The sequence below is a fragment of the Haladaptatus sp. HS23 genome, assembly GCF_056892285.1.
The window spans coordinates 46,817-69,228 of sequence record NZ_JBXGLH010000015.1 but is presented as its reverse complement, the minus strand read 5'-3'; the positions used below and the strand labels follow the sequence as shown (position 1 = coordinate 69,228).

14 protein-coding genes and 3 pseudogenes are annotated in these 22,412 nt (G+C 54.5%); 14 read left to right on the top strand and 3 right to left on the bottom strand.

Annotated features, from left to right (window positions below; genetic code table 11):
• Positions 1-66: 66 nt before the first annotated feature.
• Positions 67-3,753, bottom strand: coding sequence for an ATP-binding protein (locus AC1XDK_RS26070; protein WP_483352936.1), 3,687 nt, complete (start codon positions 3,751-3,753; stop codon positions 67-69).
• Positions 3,754-4,075: 322 nt separating this feature from the next.
• Here AC1XDK_RS26070 and AC1XDK_RS26065 point away from each other — a divergent pair, with 322 nt between their 5' ends.
• Positions 4,076-4,780 (top strand): S1 family peptidase, encoded by a 705-nt coding sequence (locus tag AC1XDK_RS26065; protein ID WP_483352935.1) that lies wholly within the window; start codon positions 4,076-4,078, stop codon positions 4,778-4,780.
• A gap of 146 nt (positions 4,781-4,926) precedes the next feature.
• Here the strand turns inward: AC1XDK_RS26065 and AC1XDK_RS26060 are convergent, their stop codons facing one another.
• Positions 4,927-5,733, bottom strand: a complete 807-nt coding sequence (locus AC1XDK_RS26060) for a DUF1801 domain-containing protein (RefSeq protein ID WP_483352934.1) — start codon at positions 5,731-5,733, stop codon at positions 4,927-4,929.
• A 467-nt stretch (positions 5,734-6,200) separates the two neighbouring features.
• On the opposite strand from AC1XDK_RS26060, the pseudogene AC1XDK_RS26055 reads away from it, so the two are divergent.
• The 3 genes and pseudogenes from AC1XDK_RS26055 to AC1XDK_RS26045 all read left to right on the top strand — a co-directional run bounded on the left by AC1XDK_RS26055 (position 6,201) and on the right by AC1XDK_RS26045 (position 9,572).
• A pseudogene (locus tag AC1XDK_RS26055) lies at positions 6,201-7,466 on the top strand (RNA-guided endonuclease InsQ/TnpB family protein).
• Between the two features lie 314 nt (positions 7,467-7,780).
• Positions 7,781-8,239 (top strand): annotated as a pseudogene (gene hepT / locus AC1XDK_RS26050) (type VII toxin-antitoxin system HepT family RNase toxin).
• 463 nt (positions 8,240-8,702) lie between these two features.
• Positions 8,703-9,572: a DNA-binding protein gene (locus tag AC1XDK_RS26045; protein ID WP_483352933.1), complete on the top strand. Its 870-nt coding sequence runs from the start codon at positions 8,703-8,705 to the stop codon at positions 9,570-9,572.
• A gap of 704 nt (positions 9,573-10,276) precedes the next feature.
• On the opposite strand, the gene AC1XDK_RS26040 is transcribed toward AC1XDK_RS26045, so the two are convergent.
• Entirely contained in the window at positions 10,277-11,284 is a 1,008-nt protein-coding gene (locus tag AC1XDK_RS26040; protein WP_483352932.1) for a TIGR04024 family LLM class F420-dependent oxidoreductase, read from the bottom strand.
• Between the two features lie 255 nt (positions 11,285-11,539).
• Here AC1XDK_RS26040 and AC1XDK_RS26035 point away from each other — a divergent pair, with 255 nt between their 5' ends.
• From AC1XDK_RS26035 to AC1XDK_RS25990, 10 genes and pseudogenes are all read left to right on the top strand, one after another.
• Positions 11,540-12,040 (top strand): TFIIB-type zinc ribbon-containing protein, encoded by a 501-nt coding sequence (locus AC1XDK_RS26035; protein WP_483352931.1) that lies wholly within the window; start codon positions 11,540-11,542, stop codon positions 12,038-12,040.
• A gap of 102 nt (positions 12,041-12,142) precedes the next feature.
• Positions 12,143-13,390 carry an RNA-guided endonuclease InsQ/TnpB family protein gene (locus tag AC1XDK_RS26030; RefSeq protein WP_483352930.1) on the top strand — a complete coding sequence of 416 codons (1,248 nt, stop codon included), beginning with the start codon at positions 12,143-12,145 and terminating at the stop codon, positions 13,388-13,390.
• A 90-nt stretch (positions 13,391-13,480) separates the two neighbouring features.
• A pseudogene (locus tag AC1XDK_RS26025) lies at positions 13,481-13,624 on the top strand (transcription initiation factor IIB); the annotation flags it as partial.
• Positions 13,613-13,951, top strand: a complete 339-nt coding sequence (locus AC1XDK_RS26020) for a hypothetical protein (protein WP_483352952.1) — start codon at positions 13,613-13,615, stop codon at positions 13,949-13,951. The pseudogene AC1XDK_RS26025 and the gene AC1XDK_RS26020, both read left to right, overlap by 12 nt.
• 605 nt (positions 13,952-14,556) lie before the next feature.
• Positions 14,557-14,994 carry an SWIM zinc finger family protein gene (locus AC1XDK_RS26015; RefSeq protein WP_483352929.1) on the top strand — a complete coding sequence of 146 codons (438 nt, stop codon included), beginning with the start codon at positions 14,557-14,559 and terminating at the stop codon, positions 14,992-14,994.
• Positions 14,995-15,578: 584 nt separating this feature from the next.
• Positions 15,579-16,022 (top strand): hypothetical protein, encoded by a 444-nt coding sequence (locus tag AC1XDK_RS26010; protein WP_483352928.1) that lies wholly within the window; start codon positions 15,579-15,581, stop codon positions 16,020-16,022.
• A gap of 264 nt (positions 16,023-16,286) precedes the next feature.
• Positions 16,287-17,834 (top strand): TrbL/VirB6 family protein, encoded by a 1,548-nt coding sequence (locus tag AC1XDK_RS26005; RefSeq protein ID WP_483352927.1) that lies wholly within the window; start codon positions 16,287-16,289, stop codon positions 17,832-17,834.
• Positions 17,835-18,484: 650 nt separating this feature from the next.
• Positions 18,485-18,985 (top strand): hypothetical protein, encoded by a 501-nt coding sequence (locus AC1XDK_RS26000; protein ID WP_483352926.1) that lies wholly within the window; start codon positions 18,485-18,487, stop codon positions 18,983-18,985.
• On the top strand, positions 18,982-20,100 hold the full coding sequence (locus AC1XDK_RS25995) for a TraC-like domain-containing protein (RefSeq protein WP_483352925.1): 1,119 nt from the start codon (positions 18,982-18,984) through the stop codon (positions 20,098-20,100). Before AC1XDK_RS26000 ends, AC1XDK_RS25995 begins: the two co-directional genes overlap by 4 nt.
• Before the next feature lie 3 nt (positions 20,101-20,103).
• Positions 20,104-22,020 (top strand): VirB4 family type IV secretion system protein, encoded by a 1,917-nt coding sequence (locus AC1XDK_RS25990; protein WP_483352924.1) that lies wholly within the window; start codon positions 20,104-20,106, stop codon positions 22,018-22,020.
• Positions 22,021-22,412 lie beyond the last annotated feature (392 nt).

The following is a 22,412-nucleotide window of genomic DNA, read 5'->3' as shown; positions in this document are numbered from 1 at the left end:
TCTTATTTAAGAAAGTGTACCACGGGTCACTCGAACCATGGGTACTTCATCGGTGTCAACCGTAGTTCACTCCGTTCCAGGTGGCGTTAGTTCGAGTGCCGTATCACGAATGTAGCGCAGTGTGTGTATCTGTGTACAGCCCGGTGCATCAAGCCGGAATGCACTCGGTGGTGAACTCCGACTGTATTCTCTCTTGACGCGTGGTTCTCCGATTGGTGGGTTGTTCAATGCGTGCAGTACATCGTGTGCACTTTCGCGGTTCCTGACGATCCAAATCGCGTCCTCCGGGTCGAATGAGGCCATCTTATCGTAATCTTCCGGAACTGCCCGTCGCACGTCGTGATTCACTCGTTCGGCTTCGAGGACGACCCGAATCTCACCATCTTCGTCGAGTCCAGCGACGTCCAAGCGATGGCCATCGTCGAGATCATAATAGGGTACCACCAACACGACAGCGGAGTCGGGGTCTTCGACATACATTGATTCGACGTATTTGATTCCTGTTTGTACCATCACCCGGTGGAGCGAAGACTCACCTAAATCGCCAACCCCATGTCCATATCCGATTCCCTCCCGGTAGGCGACCTGTATTTCGCTTCGCCCCTCTGCTGTCACTGTATACAGGCGGTACGGGTGGTCACAATCGTGGGAAAGAAGTCCATCGTCGAGCAGTTGCTGAATCGCATCGGATTCGATATCAACGTATTCCTGCAGTCGGAGCATGCTATCCCAACAGATATCGTAGGTCAGTGGGTCAAACTCGCCTTGATGAGCGCTGTATACCGCCTGAAGGAAGCACAATTGGCGGTTTGAATACGCACTTTCCTCGCGTTCTTGTGGCGTGAGCGTCAAGTCGATCTCGCAAATGGGAATGTCATCGCGGTCAACCATCGAAATACTCGAACAGCACTCAATGCTATGTCGAACTCCCGCTGTCGTCGCCGGATAGCGGCTCTCACAGCCCGTACAAACGAGCCCGTGAATGTCCGGGTCATATCGAATACACATCGGCAATCGAGTCGTGTACGGGAGTGCTGAGGTCACAAAGGCACTTGTCTCGCTTGTGTCGTCACCGCCTGAGGAATTATCGATCATCTGTGCCTCCTGTGTCCTATTGTAACCGATATCCGATTTCTTCATGTCGATACCACTCTCTATGCGCGTTCTGTCTGCGGTCGCCGCTACAAGTGAATCGAATCCAAGTACTTCCGTCTCCGTGAGTGGATTCGCACCTTCGGGATGGCCGGGTGGAAGCGGTGCCGATTCGAGGACGAACGGCCGTGGTTCCGGTTTCCCGAACGGTGCAGGAAGGCTGGTGAGCCATTGCCCACGATGCAGTGCACGCAATCGATTGCCGACCTCGCTCGGCGGCATGTCGTCTGTGGCCAATCGTCGTTCGAGGTCCCTATCGACCGAGACATTCCCCGTGACAATAGTTGAAACGTTGTTCAGAATCTCCGCATATGCCTCGGTATCCGCGGCCCTGACCTGTGCCGGAAATTGCATCGAGAGTGTGACCGAGAGTCCGAACCCACGTGAGAGGGCTAGCAGTTCGGACATCAATCCAGATGATGCGACTTGTGCTGCCTCCTCGATATAGAGGTTGACGAGCGGGAGATTACTTGTCATCTCCGTCCGACGTCCACGCGTCGTCTGTAGGCGTTTTCGTCGTTGGAGTCCCGTCCACAAGTTCGAGAGAAGGACCAGCGTAAGCGCCGTCTTGCTCGCCGGTCGCAGCCCACTCGTATCGAGGATGACGATCGCATTCTCATCTAGTACGTCGAAGAAATCGAAGGCGGGCTCGAGAGGCTCTGTATCCAACTCATTCGTCGATACAGTTGCCGACGTGGGAACGTAATCGAACAACTCCCCGAGTCGAGTATCGATCGGAATCTTTTCGATGCGATTCAACACGCCTTGCATGATCTCGTCGAACGACCGCTGTTTGTTCGCGACGACTCCGCCGAGCAGGTCGGCGAGTGTCTCATCTGTCACCTGCGGTATTTCTTGTGTTTCCGCCATCCGCTTTGCCGCCCGATGGAGGTCGCTGTGTGAATAGGCATCCGACCCATGCACCGGGTCAAACAACGCCTTGACGAGATACCTGATGATGTCGGGCGACCGGACCGCACGCTCGAATCGCTCGCGGCCCATAATCCCGACCAGAATCTCGATGTAGTGATCCGCGACATTTTGGGCCGCCGATGAGCGGTCGAATCCCGCTGCAAGCTGCGGACGAATGTTGAAAAACGAGAGTGCAGGCAAGACGGCCGAACAATCGAAAGAAGAGATGTTTTCGAGTGAACCATATCGCTTGTAGTGTGCACGCAGATACTCGACTGGCATACCGTCGCCTTTCCCATCAATGATGATCGACGGTCCCGCGGTGGCCGCGTGATTATCGAGGATGCCTGTTGTGTTGAGGACGGTTTTACCAGATCCTGTCTTGCCGAAAATCGCTACGTGTAAGGACTGAAGCGCAGGTGGTAGCGCGATGAATTGATCGGTCGAACTGTTGTCCTGTGTCAGCAGCGTCCCCAGCGTGAACCCCGATGTGTCGTACGGTGCGAGGATCGAATCCGATGGTGGGACGAGTGCCGTCCGCTCACCCGGTGTGATATCGAACGCTCGTTTCGCGTTTCCCGTGAGATGGTTTCCTCCTAAAAGGCAGAAATTCGGGAGTTCGCTGGAGTCGGCAACGATGACAGGACTCGTCGTCCCACTGCCCGGTAATCGAGTGCGAAGGCCGGTCGGTTCATCATGGAATTCGGCGGTGAGGAGTGCATCGAGTAGGTCGGTGGCAGCCGTCGAGCGCGTTTCGGAGGCAGAATACGTCTTTGCGGTGAGCCGATAATCTGGTCCATCGATGGGTGTCAAGGCTGTCCCGAGAGCTTCGACTGTTTGGGTCGCAGCATATGAATCGTCCGGAGCGACGGCGACCGCACGGACGTTCACGTTGAACGAGTGGCGGGTGTCACGTCCATCAATTCCATCGAGGCGTCGACGTGTGTATTCCGGTAAGTCGGCTTCACTGAGAGTGTCTTTCGACTCGTGTCGCGTTTCGGCGGGGACGAACACCTCTTCGACGAGCCTGCCGACGAACGAATCCCGTCCCGTCATGAGCTTTCGACGCCAGATGCCCGCGTCAGTCGTCCAATCCGGTTTCGGACAAAGCAGGACTTGGAAGACGACCGGAACTGACGCCGTCGCCAGTATCTCAGTGATGGCGGCGAGTGGCGGCCGTGTTTTGTCGTCCTCGGTGAACTCCTCGAATGAAGTGAGACCGGTTTGCCAATCGTTGCGAGTATCACCTGTGGCCTCGAATTCAACGGCCGCAATGGATAGCTCAGTATCTCGTTCCGTGTCCTCACCAGACGCACTCTCCACGCCCAGTTTCGATGCCAGCGAGACGGTATCCTGTTCGAACTCGTAGGTATCTGGGAACGCAGTTCTGAGTGTACTCTCGAGGGCGTTTACTGCAGTGTTCTCACCTGCGGTGGTTGCGTTCGGTGGCAGGCCGACGCTGTATTCGAGTCCTCCGTCAGGTGTCCCAATGAGCAGGCATTCGAGTGTGCGTGGGGTCAGTGCTCTATTGGAGCGCAGTTTTCGTCCGAACGAATATTCCTCGCTCTTAGTGAGACCGTAGAGTCGGCGGAACTGTGCCGGGAGTCGGTCAGCCGAGAGTGAATCCGGTGTCGGCCGTATTCGAAGGACGGTTCGGGTAGACGGAGTGGAAGTGGAGGGAGTAGGCATGTGTGCTGATGAATACCACACGTGGGAACCGTCCCTACAAAGCTTTCAGTGTAACACCCGTGGAAAGTATGATGTAGATGAGTATGAACTCTGACGAACGAACACCGTCCCACACCCATTGTGCACGCCGTTTCATAGCCACAACAGTTTGGTGTGACCCTCGCTAGTGAGAGTAAACGAGAATGCGCTCACAATGGACACGGAGGTGCGTGAGTAGAGTGACTCCTTCTTTGAGAACACGTGGTGACCAACTAGGGCAGGGATGAGTTCTCCACGGACCCGACGGCAAGTTCTTCGCTCGATCGGCGCCGCTTCCATCCCAATGCTGGTCGGCCGACGTGGCGACGACCACCGCACCACCACCGCCGCGGTTGAATCCGAAACGGCGGTCTCCAGTGGTATCGAGCCATTTTCCAAGACCACTCGAGAACGAGCACGAATTATTGGGATACAAGTACAGGAATCGGTCGTGCGAATCACCACCGACGATGGTGGTGGTACTGGCTGGATTATCGATGCAGGTTACATTCTCACGAATTCGCACATCGTGCAGGACACGACCTCTGTGGCAATCGAAACGTTCGATGAACGCACTGGGACTGCTACTCGAGCCGGATATCATCGCGATCTCTTCCCGGATATTGCACTCCTCAAAACCGATCTCGATACGCCACCGCCACTTCCGATGACGACGGGAATGCCCTCACACAACGATGTTGTGTTCGCAGTCGGTCATCCGATAACCGTCGGTGAGTGGGTCATCTCCTTGGGTCGCTACGACCGCTATAATGCCCATTCAAACTGGTTACTGGCGACGATTCCAACGGGGGATGGAAACAGTGGTTCACCCCTACTGACGTTGGATGGAGACGTCGTCGGGTGCATCAACGGTACTACTCGCGAGGTTCACACCATCGCACCCATGAATCGGTCACAAACTGTGTTTACTGCCTATCCGAAGAAAGTGACCGTTGCGACGGCAACACCAGCACGGACGATTGCAAAATGGATGGCGAAGTGGCAATGAGGATACTTACTGCTCCAGTCAGTCTATTTCTGTCGAGTATCTCTGTGTTTTCGTTTTGTACAGGGAGTGGTTCGACACTGGCCTTCGACACATAGCGGGTTGGATTCGTGATTTCCGTACGGCCATCGCAAAAACGGGGGATTTCCTCACCAACCCATCCCCGGATCGTCGGCGGCTTGTCGGATCCAGGAAGCGACCTGCTCTTCGTCTAGCGTGTCCGTCTCCTTCAGGTCCATGGCCTGTCTCTGTGGCCCCGTCCCCTTGGGAGGTTCCGGTTCGAGGTACGATTCACACACGAATGATAGTTTCACGTGTTTCGTAAACGCACTGAATGACGCGAACCATCCTTGATCCTCGACGCCATAGAACGGTTGGTGATATCTCACGGCACGGTGCACATCGGGCACTTCGTGTTGAATGATCTCATCAAATCGTGTCGCAACCTCACGCTTCCACCCTGGCAGCGCTGCAATGTACGCTTTGACCGCTGTCGAGCCATCGGCAGTGTCGTTCCTCCGCGCCGACTGGTAGCGTTTTTGCCGTTCGTCCCATTCCTGTTTTGTCGGAACCTGGTCTGACAGTTCGATTTCTCCGAAGTCTTCGTCCACGATGGTTTTCGTCCCCTCCCGACCAGACATCGCGGTCACGACCACGACCGAGTCTGACTCACTGGTTCCAGAAATCAGGTCGAAGTCCAGCCGCAACGTTCCTCCTCGCCAGTGGCGAGCAAAGCCCACCCAGCTGTCGGGGTGATCCTCCCGGGTGTCTTGCTCAACCCGGAACAGATCCAGCAAGCCTGGAATGACGTCGGCACCCCACTGAAGTCCCCGTTCCAGATCCGTGAAACGAACACCCTCGTCATGGTCAGTATCGTAGTAGGGTGCTCTGATTACTTGGTTCGCCATTACGAGTTCGGAGACCTGTTGGGCCGTAAGTGGGTCGGATACGCTCATAATCACCCATTAATAGGGGGTATAGGAGTATCAATATTTTTGTGGAATATAGCCATTGACCAATCCTGACCGATCAGCTATGAACGATACCGTCCCGAACAGTACTCGATTCTAGGTGGACTTATCTTCCCAGAAAAGAAAGATGAGGGCATGGGCGGGATCGAACTTCGTGACGGTACTCTTGTCGTCGATCGAAATCCCAATGATAGAATTGATAGCGCATACCTCCGTCTTTAGGCGGAGGTCGAGCGATAGGTATTATTGGAGAACTGCCGACTATTGCCGACCCGGAGTCTCCAAGTTTTCGGCAGCGTGGATAAGCATTCCCCGCCACGTCAAACCGCGTGTTTCCTTCACGTCGGATAGCCATTCGAACTGTTCATCTTCGACTTTGATGTGTAGTGTCTTTCCCATAACTACATTCATAACACGTACACTCATGTATGTTCGGTTCGTAGAGAATAGTAATGAGGCGGACCAACCAATTCGTCGTACGCCCCCGCTCCGAACAGGACGCGGAGTTGCTACACGAACTGTTGGACGCCTCTGCCAGTCTCTGGAACGAAGTCACATTCGAACGCCGACAACACTTCTTCGACGGTGACAGCGTTTGGGACGACGACGACTGCTACGGTCGCTATAACAACGTTCTCGGAGCCGCGACTACCCGTACTGTCATTCGCAAGAACGACCAAGCGTGGCGCTCGTTCTTCGATAAAGAAAACCCCGATGCGAACCTGCCAGGGTATCGCGGCAACGAAGAGGACGAGCGGATGCTGATGACCCACATCCGAAACGATTCCTACACGCTGGAATTTGGCGATCGGTCACGACTCGAAATCCCTGTCGGCGAAGACCTGAAAGACAAATACGGTCTTGGATATCGAGAGCGCCTTCGCCTCGAAGTTGCGGGCGAACTACGGTGGGACGGCAAGCAATGTCAGTTAGAGATCAAGTGAGACGAACACTCGGACCAATACAGGGCATTTCAGCCGGTCGAGGTGGCGGATTCTCATCCTCGACTCGGAACACCATTGGCGGACGAAACCGCCGCTCTGGATATTGGTGCGAACAATCTCGTTGCTTGCAGTACAACGACAGGCACGCAACTTCTGTACCACGGACGCGACCAATTCGAGCGATTCAGGGAGACAACTCTCGAAATCGCCCGACTACAATCGAAGCTCCCTGAGAGCCGCTACTCGTCGAACCGGATTCGGTCGCTCTATTGCAGTCGGACAAACCGGCGCGACCACATGCAAAACGCACTCGTCCGCGACCTTGTCGAGCGACTCCATGAGGAGGGTGTCTCGACGATCTGGGTAGGCAAGCTCAAAGGTGTGCTTTCGACACACTGGTCGGTACGAGCAAACGAGAAGACGCACGACTTCTGGGCGTTCAAGAAGTTCATCGACCGACTCGAATGCACCGCCAACGAGTTTGGCATCTCGGTGAAAGAAGCGTCGGAAGCGTGGACATCGGCAATCTGTCCGAAGTGCGAGTCAACCGACCGGACGGTGCGGGAGGGCGACTCGCTCACGTGCCCGTGTGGCTTCGAAGACCACGCCGACCTCACCGCGTCCGAGACGTTCCTAAGACAGCGAAACGAACAACCAAGGCCGATGGCACGGCCCGTGCGATTCGAGTGGGACGACCACGGATGGTCGGAGAAACCACACTCTCACGAAAGTTCCAAAGAAGTGCGCACACACCAGAGTACGCTCCCAGTATAGCGGAAAGTCGCTCACATGGTGAATCGGCATGAGCCGAGACCCCCAACGTGAGGTTTCCCGCGCCTTTAGGCGCGCGGAGGATGTCAACTAGTGGACATCCATGCGCTCTCACCGAGCGTTGCAACGAGTGTTTTTGAGCACGGAGTGTTGCTTGTCGGCGACGAGACGCATGCCAATGCGCTTCGTCATCGAGTTGCGAATGCGAACTCCGAGAGTCAATCGCCGCGTGACCGGTTCGATACCGCACTGGCAAAGATCGACGAGCATCTCGGCGGATCCGCTGTGACAGCGACCGAGAGGTCAAGTAGGGAGCGATGACGACCGACGGATTTCCAGCGGATCGACTCGACCGAATTCTGACCGCGGTTGAAACAATCGAGGAAAGTCTTGGTGTACTCGCTCGCAAACAACAACTGAGTCGAGAAGCGTACAAGGCAGATTCGGATAGCCGTGACATCGTTGAACGCCGCTTTGTGAAGATGACCAAAGCATCGATAGATATCGGTGAGGAACTCGTCAAGCACGAGCGTTGCATCCCACCAGCGAGCAATCCGGTGTCCATCCGTGCACTGGGTTAGATTGGTGTCCTTTCTTCTTCAACGGCCGGCCAGATGGCACAAGGTGCCCGATTTCGAAATGTGATCTCCCATACCTATGGCCAAATCATCGACCATGATGTAGTATACAATGCGTTGCAGGATCTCGAACGCTATCGTACATTTGTAATCGAGATTCGCGATCATCTCGACTCCATCGGCGCACTCGGTGATTGAGCAAACGGTACACTCGACTAGCTCTACCCACTTGTTCGTGTGAAGTCCGTGGTTGGTGTGGAGGTTAGACTTCTTCTCAGCCAAACGATTCTGATTGTGGAAACTTCCGGGACCCCTGTTTGCCTGGTGTTCAAAGACGGTCCGTCCGCTCGCCGTCCAGTTCGGTCGGGCCATCGTTCGTACCCTCCCGGTACGCCAGCGGGTTAGCCAGTCGGTTCCTGCGCTCGCGTCGCGTGCTCGGAACACATCGGACTAACTCCGCTGGCCACTCGGCCCGCCCGGAACGGCGCGCGTGCTGGTTTCTATCCTGTCGATAGTGCGCTCGCTTCGCGCCCAGGGGCGCTCACGAAGGCGCAAGCGAGCGCGCGTAGGAGATGGACAGTCGGTACAGAGATGGAACTCGTGTAGTGACGAGTGTCGGAAAAGACGCGGTAGTGGACGCGCCTTTGGAGTTGAACTACCAATGAGTACTAAGCGCACAATCGGAGAAGTAGTTTCGGTCGGAGAACAGACAATCGAAGAGGTAACCGAGGAATTCGGGGTCGATACGGAGACACCCGAGTTGCGGCCAACGGTGGAGATGGAGATTCAGAGGAAGGTAGATTATGCGAACGAGCAGACAACTGACAATGGTCGGTTGTTCGGTCAGACTCTGGAAACGTATGAGCGAATGCAAGCCCGTGAGTGGGAAATCGAACGGACACGAGTGCGGTACGACAGAGACGGGAAGTCCGGTCGAGAGGCTGGAAATCGGGCGATAGTTTCCCAGGGGAGTGGTGAGCGGCGTCGTGAATTCCTGAAGCGAGCGGCGAGTGTGAACCCGTGGTGTGACCCGGATAGAACAGATCCTCGTGAGGAGTTGACCCAAGAGCAGTTGGCGGCGGTGAACACACAATCGATGCGGATGGCGGCGAAATTGGAAGGCTGGTCGCGGGCGGCGATCAGTCGGCGGTTGGCAGAACGAGTTGTGGACGGGGCTGGATTGATGAGTGCAGTCGTTGGAGTGTACGAAGAACTGCGAACGGCACCGGGGCAGGTGATTCCGATTGCAGACGTACAAGACGTGAATCGGAACGAGGTGAGCATTCGTGGGCGTGTCGAAACGCTGTGGAAACCGTTACATCCGAAGATTCAGCAAGTTGGTCTCATCGAAGATGCAACAGGGGCGGTCAAGTTTACGATTTGGCGGGCGTCCGGAAAAACGATGGTTCGGGAAGGTGAGACGGTGGAGTTGCGGTCAGTCGCACGGAGCTGGTACGAGGGACGTGTGTCAGTGGCCGTAACCGGGTGGAGTACCGTGTTCTTCCCCGAGCGTGGACAGTGGGAACAGTAGCCGCTCTGGCGTTTTTTTGTGTTCGACCGAGCCGTTGTAATCTCCCATCCGAGTAGCGTGCATCAGAACCTGTTTCAGTGTATTCATGATCGATAATTCAACAGAAGGAACTGCATAACAATACCGGATGTGGTCATTGGATAGATCGCGGGCGTCGGAGAACGCTTCATGAGCCATAATGTCTCTTCGACGCCCGAACACGATCAACCAACGCTGTGTCGCACGTCGTACACGCCACACATGGTCGTGCCCACAGTTCAGGCACGACCATGCTCTCCCGAGCAAGCTCCAGATGAGAACGGGTTGCTTGTTGGTAGAAGCACCATCGACACTACGTCGATGGCGGCCCCTTCGTGGCCCCGGTGGTTCGATTCCACCCCCGTTCGTCTCTCCTCTACACATTCCATTTCTCACGTCCTGCTCTGTGTTCTCACGTGCCCCTCAGAGACAGACTTCGTGATCTCCATCTCACTCGGAGAAACTGTTCTTCGCTCAAATCGGTCACGTCACGCCGACCGCCGGTTGTTGTTCACGTAGACATAACAGCTGTGTTCGATTCGTCTCGTCGTAGCATCACTCAAGAGTGATTTCTGTTGGACCGCTCAATCAAAGCGACTGATCTGCTGTGAGGTGTCCGCTTCGTCTTCGATTGTCTACTATTAGCCCTGCACAGTTGAGGTGGTCAAATACAGCGTTGGTCGTTCCTACACCAACTCGGCAACAGCCTCCATTGTCGTCTTTTTATCTTTATCAGTCATGCCGTCGACAAACCCAATACGGACTGAATCGACGCCTTCGAGCGCTGCATAGTCGTCAACCCAGGTACGAACTTCTTCGGGGGTTCCCGCAGGCGCCAATTCATCGAGTAGTTCATCAGGGAGACGTGAGCTCATTGCATCGGTATCCCTGTCTTCCCATGCAGCCCGAATATCGGCAACGACATTGGGATAACCTTGCTCGGCGACAGAATTCCCATAATAGGGTCCGTACGCGCCGAGCAGAAATGCGATCGATCGCCGTGCGAGGTCTCGAGCGTGTTCGCGATCTTCCGATGCAATCCCACGAACGATCGGACTCACACGCACCTCTGATAGACTTCTCCCACCAAGCTCGGCACCCCGCTTGAGATCTTCACACCGCTCTATTAGCCCATCTTTGGTGAACAGCTGCGGTGCCCACCCGTCGCCGAATCGGCCAGCCATCTCGGTCGCCTTCGGACCGAGCGTTGCCAGGTCGATCGGCGGCGGGTTCTCGGGTATGTCACGCTCGTATCCGAGGCCTGCGATCTCGAAAATCTCACCCTCGTATGCAGGGCTTCCATTTTCGTAGACCGCCCTGATGACCTCGATTACCTCTCGTGTCCGCCGCAGTGGCCGATCAAACGATTTGCCATGCCATCGTTCGGTTAGCGCGGGCGAACTCGGCCCAAGACCGAGTCGAAATCGGCCATCCGAGACATCGTGAAGTGTCAGTGCCGTCTGGGCAATGAGTGCAGGCGACCGACCGTATGGCGAAATAACATCGTTTGAAATCCCAAGGGTGTCCGTTCGATCAGCGATGAGCGTGAGCGCCGGCACGATATTCCATCCTGTCGTCTCACCCATTGAGAGACGATCGAAGCCCAATTCTTCTGCGTGAACAGCGCGGGACGCGATCTCTTGTGGTCGCTTATAATCACCAAGTCGCACCAGTAGATCCAATTCCGTGTTCACGAGTCTGTCCTCCACGTCGGTTCCCGAGAAAGCGACGTCATTATTATTACTGTGATACGAAGTCACATAATACTCCTTAGCCGAGGTCGACTCAAACTCATAAAATGCGTGAACTCTGATTGCTCACTTTGAGAGCATCCCCTTCCGTACAAGAACCTATCTGACGATTGGTGTGATCCCACCGCCGGGAATTTTTTTTGCCCCCGAGAGGTGCGGAGCGTTCCAGAGTGAACGTCTCGGCAACGAGTGATTTCAATGGCGATTAGAGACATCTACGAACACGACTTCGACGAAGATGTACCGAACGATACAACTTCCTTGTGCCCCGAATGTGATGGCGACGTCAGAACAAACTCCAACGAAACGATCTGTGATGACTGTGGCTTGGTCCTCGATGAACATCGTATCGATTATGGGGCGGAGTGGTACGACGATGAGGATCGACGCGTCAGAACGGGAAGTCCACGAACACCGACGCTTCACGACTACGGTCTGACGACCGCGATTTATGGCAGTACAGATAGCAAGGGAAACGTTATCTCGGCGTCGAAACGACGGCAGATTCGCAGGCTTCGAACCCAGCACTGGCGTGCGAGTTGGGAATCGAAAGCAAATCGAAACCTCGGCCACGGCTTCTCTGAGATTCGACGGCTCGTGAGTGCACTCGCGCTCTCACCAACCGTTCGTGACCACGCCTGCACTCTTTTCAGCATGATTCGAGGTGGAGCCTCCGGCCTCAAGGAGCGAACGAAGTGAGCGAGTAGGCCGGAGAGGAAACCGTCACAGGATTACACAACTGCAGCACGGTGGCTACCCGACTCCCGAATTCTTAAGTACCGATAGGTTGCAATCTGAAATATGGGGGTGCGTCGAACTGCAGCGGTTAAACTCACCATTCCTGACGAGCGGCGCGACGACCTCCACGAATCCGCCCGCCAGTTCCTTCATTGCGCAAACCGTGCGAGCGAGTTTTGCTGGGACGATACCAGCTACAAAAACTGCATCACTGCCAACAACACAGCACGAAACGCACTTTACAAGAAACTACGGGCAGAAACAGACCTGACCGCGAATCTTGTTCAAGAAGCTATTCGACGCGCCGTGCAAGCAACAAAAGGCGTCGTCAAACGATGGAAACAAGGCAAACGAGTGAGTCGACCGGAGTTCAGGTCATGGAGCATGGTCTACGACAAGCGGAGCGCGACGTTCTACCGCGACCGTGTTTCCCTCTCAACCGTCAACGGACGCGTCGAGTGCGACTTTGAACTTCCGGCGGACAGTCCGACGCCCTACGAACGATACGTTCTCTCGGAAGACTACGAGTTCCGAGCGAGCACACTTCAATACGACAAGGCGACCGACGAGTTCTACTTCCACATCACGACGCGGAAATACGACTCCGATGAGGAGTCCGAGGTTTCGGCAGATACCGAGCACCAAACAGTCCTCGGTATCGACCTTGGCGTCAACAGCCTTGCGGTCGCTTCGACCGGCACGTTCTGGCAGGGCGATGAGTATGACCACTGGTGCCATGAGTTCGAAAAACGGCGTGGTGAAATGCAACAGCGCGGCACCCAAGCCGCGCACAACGCGCTCCTTCGCCTCGGCAAGCGCGAAGAGGCGTGGCGAAAGCAGTACATCCACACTGTCGCCAGCAAAATCGTCACGGAAGCCGTCGAACACGACTGTGACGTGATCGTGTTTGAAAAGTTGACCGATATTCGAGAGCGGCTTCCATACGCGAAGTGGCACCACATCTGGGCGTTTCGGCGTCTATTCGAGTACGTCGAGTACAAGGCTCCGGAACGCGGCGTCACGGCGAAACAGGTCGCACCGAATCATACGTCCCAACGCTGTTCTCGGACGGACTGCGGGTTCACACACCGCGACAACCGCGACGGCGAACATTTCCACTGCCAGAAGTGCGGCTACGAAGTGAACGCGGACTATAACGCGGCGAAAAACATCGGGTTACGGTATGCTCGAAAGCGACAGCATAGACTGCGGTCCTCGCCCACGTCGGGGAGCGTAGACGCACCAGTAGACGTGCATGTGAATGGTGGGATGGTGAACGGCAAGAGTCACCGGCCAATTGCTGGTGATTGATTGCTGGGAGTCCACATCAAAGCCCCACCCTCAAGGACCAAGGCGCGTATGCGCCGAGGGAGTAGGGTGGGGTAGTTTACAACGGCGCAGACCAACGACCTCCTGCGTGGGAGATCGATCGAATCAGTTGCAACGGCGTGTGTCTATGCTACACTTCGCTGTCTCGGACAGCCACGCACTCTTACAGAGATCGTCGAGTATTCGATTCACGACGAACAGACGATACGGCGAGCCTATCGTGTTCTGAACGCTGAACTCGAACTCCCTGCACACCCACCACAACCTGGAGCGTTCATCTCCCAGTTTGCATCGAAGCTCGATATTCCACATGCCGTTACGTATCGTGCCACACAACTCGCAAACCAGGCAGTTGATGCAAATCTCGTCGTCGGTTGTAATCCCGCGGGTGTGGCAGCTGGGTGTCTCGCCATCACCGCGAACGAGTTCGATGTCGCCATCACGCAAACTGACCTCGCGGATACCGCTGGTGTTTCCACCTATACAGTACGCGTCCAGCGAGACACGATTCGAGAGGGGATCGACAAGGAGACGGTCGTATGAACTCCCTGTTTGAGCGTCTTCTTGGACGGACTCGGAGTACGTATATTGCCGAATGTCGCCACTGTGGTATGGAGGTCGCGGTCGACGAACCTGCGTGTCCTCAGTGTGGCCACGACGGGATTGCGATCTATCGGTTCGACTGACAGCTGATTCCGTTTTTCCTGTGAGCATGGGAACTATCTCTCCGAGCTGTTGGCATCGAACGATTTCGGAGAGCTACGGTACCACGACTGTGGTGATCGCTCACGGGCAGGAAGTGTAGAGCGTTCGTTATCGAGATAGTCGCGAAACTCACGTGAGAAATCAACGTCGTAACAGCGATACTTACCGGAATGCCCCATCTCCATATCATCCAAAAAACATCGGAGACAGCATCGAAATCGACGACACCCACTGTGAGCACTGGTTCGGAGGTGTGCCGAAAGGAGATTCGTTTCTCATCGACTGCAACGTGAGCGACAGAAGGATAATGTTCTCACCGCACCGCCGCTTGTAGTTCCGTGATGCAACCGCCGTGTGAAATGCCATACGGTGTTTCAGCACCACCGATTTTTTGTGCCCCCTGACGGGTGCGGGGCACCTCCCGAGTGCCTCGTGGAGATAGAATGTCCAGTCACGACCACGTTCTCTCGCACTTGACGTATAGCAAGCGAATCGCAAAGCGTGCCCAGTACGAAGCCTTCGAATTCACTCTTGATCCGGAGGGTGTGCTCGTTAGAAATGCGAGCCACGCGAACCCAGCAGACCACGAATACCGTGTTACTATCCGCGATGGCATTCCCATCACCTGTGAGTGTCCTGCGGACGAACACTACGAAGGTGCGTGCAAACACCGGATTGGTGTGGCTATCAGAACCTCCGTTCTGCAGGCGGCAGTCGATCAACAACTCGCGGCTGATGGTGGCCCAGAAGTAAGAACAGATCAGGACAGTCGGACAGCGGGCACCTGTGACGGTAACCATAGAAAGTGTTCATGCGAAGGACTCGGCGGGTTTCCATGTTGGAACTGTGTCCGGACTGGTTACAAAGACCTGCCCGACTAATCATACCAACCGATGTCAGAGAGCTGTTTCGTGGAGATTTGAGACGAGCCAGTGTTCAGCTCGCTGCAGCCGATAGAGTGTTGACCGCGAGTGATCGACACGCCTGAGGTTGTCGAGCGTCCGCTACTGGACGATTCTCGCTATCTCGATCAATCAGTACCGTCGTTCGCTGATATTCCCGTTACTCTCTTTGGGTAGTCAGTGTAGATTTCAGGTTTCTGGATTCTCTTTGAACCACCATCACCCTCTCTCCTCCCTAGCCACCGCTCCCGGACCGCTCTGCGGTCGGCAGCCACAACCTCACGATGATTGGTGTACAATTGTGTCACAACTTGCGTGATTTCTCCTACGACGGAATATTTGAATCCCAAATCAATTTCAAATTATCCTAATTATTTTTGTCTTCACTCCTGATTTTCCAAATTTTCAATTTCTTATTAAATATCATTGTGGATCCTAAATATGGATATAAATACTCTGGCTCGGTGCTCGTAGTATCGCTATCGTGGGAACATATGGCATGGGTGTACAGAGGTAAAACAACCGCTCGAATGCCATGATCTCCCCACTAGCGTGGAGAACAAATGCAAAACAAGACTTCAATCGAAACTGAAACAAACTACCTTAAATCATCACACCAGATTCCAAAATCGCGGCATAAGGGAATACGAACACTTGGTCGTCTCCTTATAGGTACGGTCGTCCTGTTCGTCTTCACCAATCCCGTTTCAGCCCAACAGACCATCGGTTCCGGTCTCTGTGGCACGCCGCTTGCAAGGACGATCAACTTCGCCGCACCCCTCGCTGTCGGTATTACGATGATCGCGTCGTCGATTCTCGCATACGTACTTCATAACGCCGCTGCCTTCCCAAAAGATCCACAATCGGTCCAATCTATCAAGGCCTGGCGTAATCGCGCGATGTATGCGGCTGTTACGACTCCCCTCTTTGCCTTCGTTCTTGATCTGCTCATTCGATCGACGGGTGTTGGCCTCGCTGGGTGTGTGGACATCGTCCCATTCTTCTGACGACGAATGGTGGCAAATTTCATTCGGTCAGTCACGGTGGCTGTACTCATCGTCCTTTTAGTCATCACCTCGAGTTTTCCGAGCCAAGCCCAAGTTCCGCCAAATGGCTCTTCAACGACCACGACAGTGACGAATTCGACGACCACACCGGAGAATTCAACGAGAACAACATCTGGAGCATGGCCCACTGGTTCCGAACCTCTCTCGAACTCGACCGCCGCGTTCGATGGAACATGTACTGGACTAGGTGTCATCAGCGGTCGAATGTGTAATGGCATTCTCGGTGCAATCAAGGAAGTCGCAAAACAGTTCCTCGATTTCGCACGCGGAGCCGCAGAGTGGGCGATCAGCGTTCTCGTCAGTCGCCCCGTTCCAACCCGTCATGGGGAGATGGAACTCATCGACCGACCGACGAACGCACCGATGGACACCGTCTACGACCTCTGGTTTTCACTCGGGTTGCCAGCAGGAATTGCGGTATGGGCATTGATAATATTGCTCTTGCGTGCGAGTGTCTTTCTCCCTTCTGGAACGGTCTCCGCACAGCGGGCGCGGAGTCTCGCGTTAAAGGGCTGGTTCCTGCTCTTTTTCATTCTTGGATCATGGATTTGGTGTGCGTTTGTTCTCCACTTGGCAACTGGGCTCACCCTCATGTTCGCGCCGTCTGGAGAGCAAATCTTCGCCAGCTTCGACCGTATCGTCGATAGTGCAACTGCAGCAGGCCTTGCTGGCCTCCTGCTATGGATCTCTTCGGGTGTCTTATTCCTCTTCGTCGCTTGTGTGTTTGGCCTCTCGTGGCTTGCAGTGTACGTGCTGATTCCGGCGATGCCGGTATTCATCGCGTTGTCACTCCCCGCGATGTGGGTTTTCCGCCCCCTTGCATCGGTCGGTGAACGCCTACAAGGGCTGTTCGTTCCTTGTGCGTTCATCCCGTTTCCAGCGGCGGTTATCCTTGGTGTAGGCTATCCCGTCGTCAACGCCATCGCCAGTTCGCTTGACGGTGGGCTGTCGAGCTTTGCAGGCGTCGATTCGTTCACGTACATCATCCTCGTGTTTCTGTTGTGGTTCTGTGCGGCATTGTCGCCGCTCTTCTTGTTCGTCGGTAATCGACGAATGCGATCGCTTTCAGCCCTCACAGCAGGCGCACTCGGTGCAGCCTCTGGCATGGCTGTTGCCTCCCGCTCAGGCGCGTTCACGGATCGGCTCCGCCGCTCGCGCACAAGTCGGACGACTTCGAGTCCGAATGCCGGTGCCAGTCGTGTCGATCCGATCGCTGGCTCTCCGTTCAAACCGAGCAGCGGTGACGGTGGGTTCGGCGGAACACCCATCGCGGGTGAACTTGAAGCAGCGACAAGTTCGACGTCTGGATCACTTTCTACAACTGAGTCGGGATGGGCAACTGATGCTGGTCACAGCCAACAAAGTACGGGTTCAACACACAGCGGAGACAGTAGTGCACAGAGAACCAATCCAACTACATACGATACTGTCCCTTCAGATATAACCGTCACACAGGTATCGGATCGGTCTGCGCTATCGAAGGAGCGGTACGATGCTGGCTATTTCGATAGCCGTGGAAAATATCAGTCACTTAGTCAAGGTCCATCGAACACTGGGTGGCTTATCGATGAAGGTGGCTTCGACTGGTTAGCTAGTGCCCGGTCAGACGCAGATGTTGTTCTATACGATAAAGAGAACTCGGTAGCATATGACGCACGTAATGTTGCCACTGATGGGAAATATCGAGAGGCACGTTACAGTCAAGAGCACAGCAACAGCATCGACACGGTCCAAGGAACGTGGGCTAAATGAGCCCGAAGAGTGACAGTGTCGATGCCCAATTAAGCAATTCAGACCAGCATGAGCAGCTGATTCTACAAGTCGCTCATCGGGACAATCACAATTGCCAAGTCTGTGGACTAACTCTGACTCCTAAAGGACAAGTTGGATACATCCTATACTCGGACAAGCCAGATGATAAATGTAAAAATACAATTTCTAACAACTTCGTAGTCTGCTGGGATTGTATAGAATGGAAAGATGACCACTTTATAAAGAGTAAGGTTCGAAAGGCAAATCGACTGAAGAACGCCAAACCAGGATTCACGCTTCTCTACGCTCACCGCTTGCTTAGAGAGTGTATCGAGAAAAATCGTCTATTCGTCCATACCGGTCGATTTCTGTTCATCCGGCGAATGCTCGCGGTGGTTGTTGGATTCGTTGTCTTCTTCGGAATCGCGATAACTCTCATCGCAATTGTCGGTACACTCTTCCTCGGACTGGATTCCGGGCAACACTGGGTACTGATGGTACTGCGGAGAACAGATGGACTACTTCGCATCCTTAGCAGGAACTCGGTGGCGCTCGCTGTACTCGGTGGCGTGGGCTACTTCGCTCACATTCGGGAACGCGAACAAGCACACAAACGCCACATAAAACGCCGTCACCGACGAGGAACGACAATGGAATCCGTTACTCATGAGCGACCTCGCTGGCAGTTCGTCGCCGGGTTTTCTCTGCTCGGATGGGTTGGTGCACTTGACTGGACGCTGATTCAGACCGGTCGATTTCCCGCTGGGTCGCTAGTCGGTGCGTTCGTTCTCTGGAGTGTCGGCGCTCTCGGCACCGCGATTTTCCTCCGAAGTGCGCTTCGAGAAGACCGTGACATTGCTGGCTTTGCTGTTTGGGCAACAGGATGGGTATTCACCAGCCGATATTCGTTCTGTTTGGGGTTCATCGATGCCCTTCTGACGCTCTTCGATTTCGGAGCGGATCTCTCAATGCTCCTGTGGATTCCGCCAACGATAGGTGGAATTTACGTGCTCCGACGCATCGTCGAACGCCGAACGGGGTGGGAACCACGTACAGCAACGATGTGGCTTCGAACGACTGTCAGTACTCGCTTTACGCAAAATAGAATCGACTCAGAACCAGACCCCGATTACGACAAAAAACATCCATGACTCGAAACACACCACGACGAAAAATCCTTGACACGTTCGGTGCAAACGACGAAATCACAGGTATCGACATCGATTACAGTCTGGCAGATTTGAAACTATTCTTGCCATCAACTGCCGTTGCACTCTGCTGGTTTCTCCTCTTCGCTCTCCAAGACGGGCTTCTCACAACCGTCGTTGGACTTACGGGCGGTCTCGCCATCCTCGGTGGAACTGCACTCATCGTGTTTATCTCACCATCACACATGACCCCACAAACATGGCTCTCACTGATTGTTTCCTTCGTCCGTCATCCGAAACTCCTGACCCTGTTCAGTACACGGCCGACAGAGCGAACCGAGCCACTCACGCACATCAAGCGGTTCCATCCTGAGACGGAAACTCTCGAACGCCTCGATGGTGCCCTCGTTACAGGCATCCGAATCGATCCAGCGAATTTGACATTGGCGACGGAGGCAGAATGGAACGCCGCAGCCGACACGCTCGGTAATGCGCTAAACACGTTGGATTTTGATCTCCAAATCCGATCCTCTGCCCGTCGCGTTGATCCCGACCAGCTCGTCGCTGGCTACACAGACCGTATCGATGACCCCGATGTCCGTTCAAACGCAACCCTGCGGAATCTCATCGAGAGCTACCGATTACGGCTTCCACATGAGTTTCAAGCGCGCGGGACGAGCATCCGTGAATATCAGATTCTCATTCCAGTGACCATTCAAGAAGTTCAACTCGCAGAACACGGCGTATTCAGTAAACTTGTCGATCTTCCGTACTTCGGCGGTCTGTTCGCCATGGTCGGTGCAGGAAGCACGCGACTGACTCCCGCTGAAATCAGAACGGCTCAACGGATAGTCCTCGCCGGACGAGTGCACGCCGTTCAAGATACTATTCGTGGAATTGAAACGTGCCAAGCAGAATCGGTTTCGACTGATACACTTGCGGAGTGGATCGAAGCATTCTGGACTGGCACTCACACAGAGTACGGAACCGCAGAAAGCCGTGTCCGTACAATGCCACTCGTAACGGTTCAAACAACACTAAATGCGGATACTTTCACTAAGCAAGACACCGAGTCGGACGAATCGACTCGAGAAACGCCGAACCCCACACAGTACTAATTCATGTCCTTGTTTACCACCCTGAAAGAGACGTTCACAGGGAAATCCGACGAACTAGAAACGACGTATCCGCTTGGCAACGGTAGCGAACACCATGCTCGTCTTGTCGCCCCGTCGAGTGCGCGACTCACCGCCAAAGCGACACAAACGGGCGATCGGTGGTTGAAAACCCTTGTCGTCATCGACTGGCCGGATACAGCCGATCCAGGACTATTAGAGACGATAACGACCCACCCGAGTGCGGATGTAGATCTCTCGATTCATGCAAGTCCTCGCCCGACTGAACGCGGCATCAAGGAGTTTGAAGACGCGATTCGCGATCTCCAGACGGTTCGTCTCGGGAAGGAGAAAAACGGCGACCCCTCAATTGGTATCACTGACCGCCGAATCCGTGATCACGAGGACGTTCTCTTCCAACTGACCGATGGCTCACAGTCAGTGTTCGATGTTGCGACTTACATCACGGTGCGTGGTGAGACAAATCAAGCAGTCGAGCGAACGTGCCAGCGTATCGCCACTGACCTCGCAAAACGCCAACTGACGGTGAAATCCATCGATTACATTCAAACAGATGGACTCATCAGTGGCAGTCCGATCGCTGAAGACGCCGTCAGTTATGCCCTTCCAAGCGCACGAACGCCGATGCTCGGTGGTGCATTGGGTGCTGCATTTCCCTTTTCAACGACAACTGTGCTCGAACCAACTGGCATTCGCTATGGCTACCATGCGACGACGAGCGCACCGGTTGTCGTCGATCGGTGGAAACGACCAAACGGGTACAACGTTCTTGCAGCCGCGAAAATAGGCTCTGGGAAATCCGTGACCGCCAAACTCCTGAGCCTTCGTGAAATCGCAAACGATCCGGACACCATCCTCATCATGATCGACCCGCTTGAAGGGTTTCGCTCACTCGCAGACGCCCTCGATGCTGACCGAATCGTGGTCGATGGCACGCGACGGCTGAATCCGATGCAGATTAAAGAAACGCCCGCCCACATCTTGGAATCAACGGATGACCTCGACCCATACGCACAACGATTATCGAGCGTATTGGGGTTTTTCGAGACATATTTTGCGCACGTCGATACGAGTGGTGATGGACTCGATACGAATGCTCGTGCTGTCCTGAGCCATGCCGTCCAGGAAGCCTATGAGTGGCGCGGTATCACGCGTGATCCGTCTACGCATGGCAAGAAGAGTCCAACCATCCAAGACGTCTTTCACATTCTCGGGCAGATGGCCGAAGACGCAAGCTCGTTTCTCGAACATGAAGACGAAGAAACTGCGCCGACCACTGTTGAAGTGGCGAAATGGGAAGACAAAGCGGCTGATCTTCGCATCGGAATGCGGCCGTTCATGGGTGACGGTGAGTATGAGAACCTCGCCGGTCGGTCGGATATCGACTTCCATGATGCCAAAGTTACATACCTCGACCTTCAGCAGAGCGAGGCAGACCGAGAAATCGCTTTGATGATGCAACTGTTGTTCGACGCCGTCTACGAGCGTACGAAACAGACCGAAAAGCGCGTCATTCTCGTCATCGATGAAGCACACTATCTGATGCAAAATGCGGGCTCACTCGACTGGTTGGAGCGCGCATATCGCCACTCCCGCCATCACGATTTGAGCATCCATCTTGTCACCCAGGAGTTGAGCGATTTCTTCGTCCACGAAAAAGCTGAAGTGCTCGCCAAGGAATCGTCGATCAAACTCCTCCAGCGGTTGCCCGGCCTCTCCGATGCGAACCGAAAGCGACTGGGACTGAACGAACGTGAAGCCGAGTTTTGCCGACAGGCGAAACCCGGAACTCGCGAACGAGGGTATAGCCACGCGCTCGTCTGTCTTGAAGACGAGGGGAACTATCCAGTGAAAGTGACTGGACTACCTGAAGAGATGGCGATTGTGGATCCCACTGATTGACATCCTCACCACTCCAAAGGACGAGACTTTGTATCTATTTTTATATTACTGTTCTGAAAATGTCTGATGATTGTATTCTCAAGAGTTCAGCGTGCGGTAGGATGGGGTCCTTCCTCAACGAACGAAGTGAAGAGAGGAGGAAAAAACCCGTTCGAGAAGTCTTATCACCGTCGAAATTATATAATGATCTACCACTTTCTTATTATAAGTCCAAGACAGCAGGTGCCACCAGTAAACTGGCACCTGTGGCGAGAAAGTATCGTGTCCTATACTCGGAACGACGCCGGGGAAGTGCCGCCATGTGCCTCTCCTACTCTTGGGTTTGAGCGTGAGAACATCACTAGAACGCTTTGTGTTCTGGTTAGCAGCCAAAAATCTCGGATTTCTGGCCA

Coding starts and splice junctions, on each gene's coding strand:
- AC1XDK_RS26070 (WP_483352936.1), bottom strand. CDS start 3,753: ATGCCTACTCCCTCCACTTCCACTCCGTCTACCCGAACCGTCCTTCGA.
- AC1XDK_RS26065 (WP_483352935.1), top strand. CDS start 4,076: ATGCTGGTCGGCCGACGTGGCGACGACCACCGCACCACCACCGCCGCG.
- AC1XDK_RS26060 (WP_483352934.1), bottom strand. CDS start 5,733: ATGAGCGTATCCGACCCACTTACGGCCCAACAGGTCTCCGAACTCGTA.
- AC1XDK_RS26045 (WP_483352933.1), top strand. CDS start 8,703: ATGAGTACTAAGCGCACAATCGGAGAAGTAGTTTCGGTCGGAGAACAG.
- AC1XDK_RS26035 (WP_483352931.1), top strand. CDS start 11,540: ATGGCGATTAGAGACATCTACGAACACGACTTCGACGAAGATGTACCG.
- AC1XDK_RS26030 (WP_483352930.1), top strand. CDS start 12,143: ATGGGGGTGCGTCGAACTGCAGCGGTTAAACTCACCATTCCTGACGAG.
- AC1XDK_RS26015 (WP_483352929.1), top strand. CDS start 14,557: ATGTCCAGTCACGACCACGTTCTCTCGCACTTGACGTATAGCAAGCGA.
- AC1XDK_RS26010 (WP_483352928.1), top strand. CDS start 15,579: ATGCAAAACAAGACTTCAATCGAAACTGAAACAAACTACCTTAAATCA.
- AC1XDK_RS26005 (WP_483352927.1), top strand. CDS start 16,287: ATGTGTAATGGCATTCTCGGTGCAATCAAGGAAGTCGCAAAACAGTTC.
- AC1XDK_RS26000 (WP_483352926.1), top strand. CDS start 18,485: ATGGAATCCGTTACTCATGAGCGACCTCGCTGGCAGTTCGTCGCCGGG.
- AC1XDK_RS25995 (WP_483352925.1), top strand. CDS start 18,982: ATGACTCGAAACACACCACGACGAAAAATCCTTGACACGTTCGGTGCA.
- AC1XDK_RS25990 (WP_483352924.1), top strand. CDS start 20,104: ATGTCCTTGTTTACCACCCTGAAAGAGACGTTCACAGGGAAATCCGAC.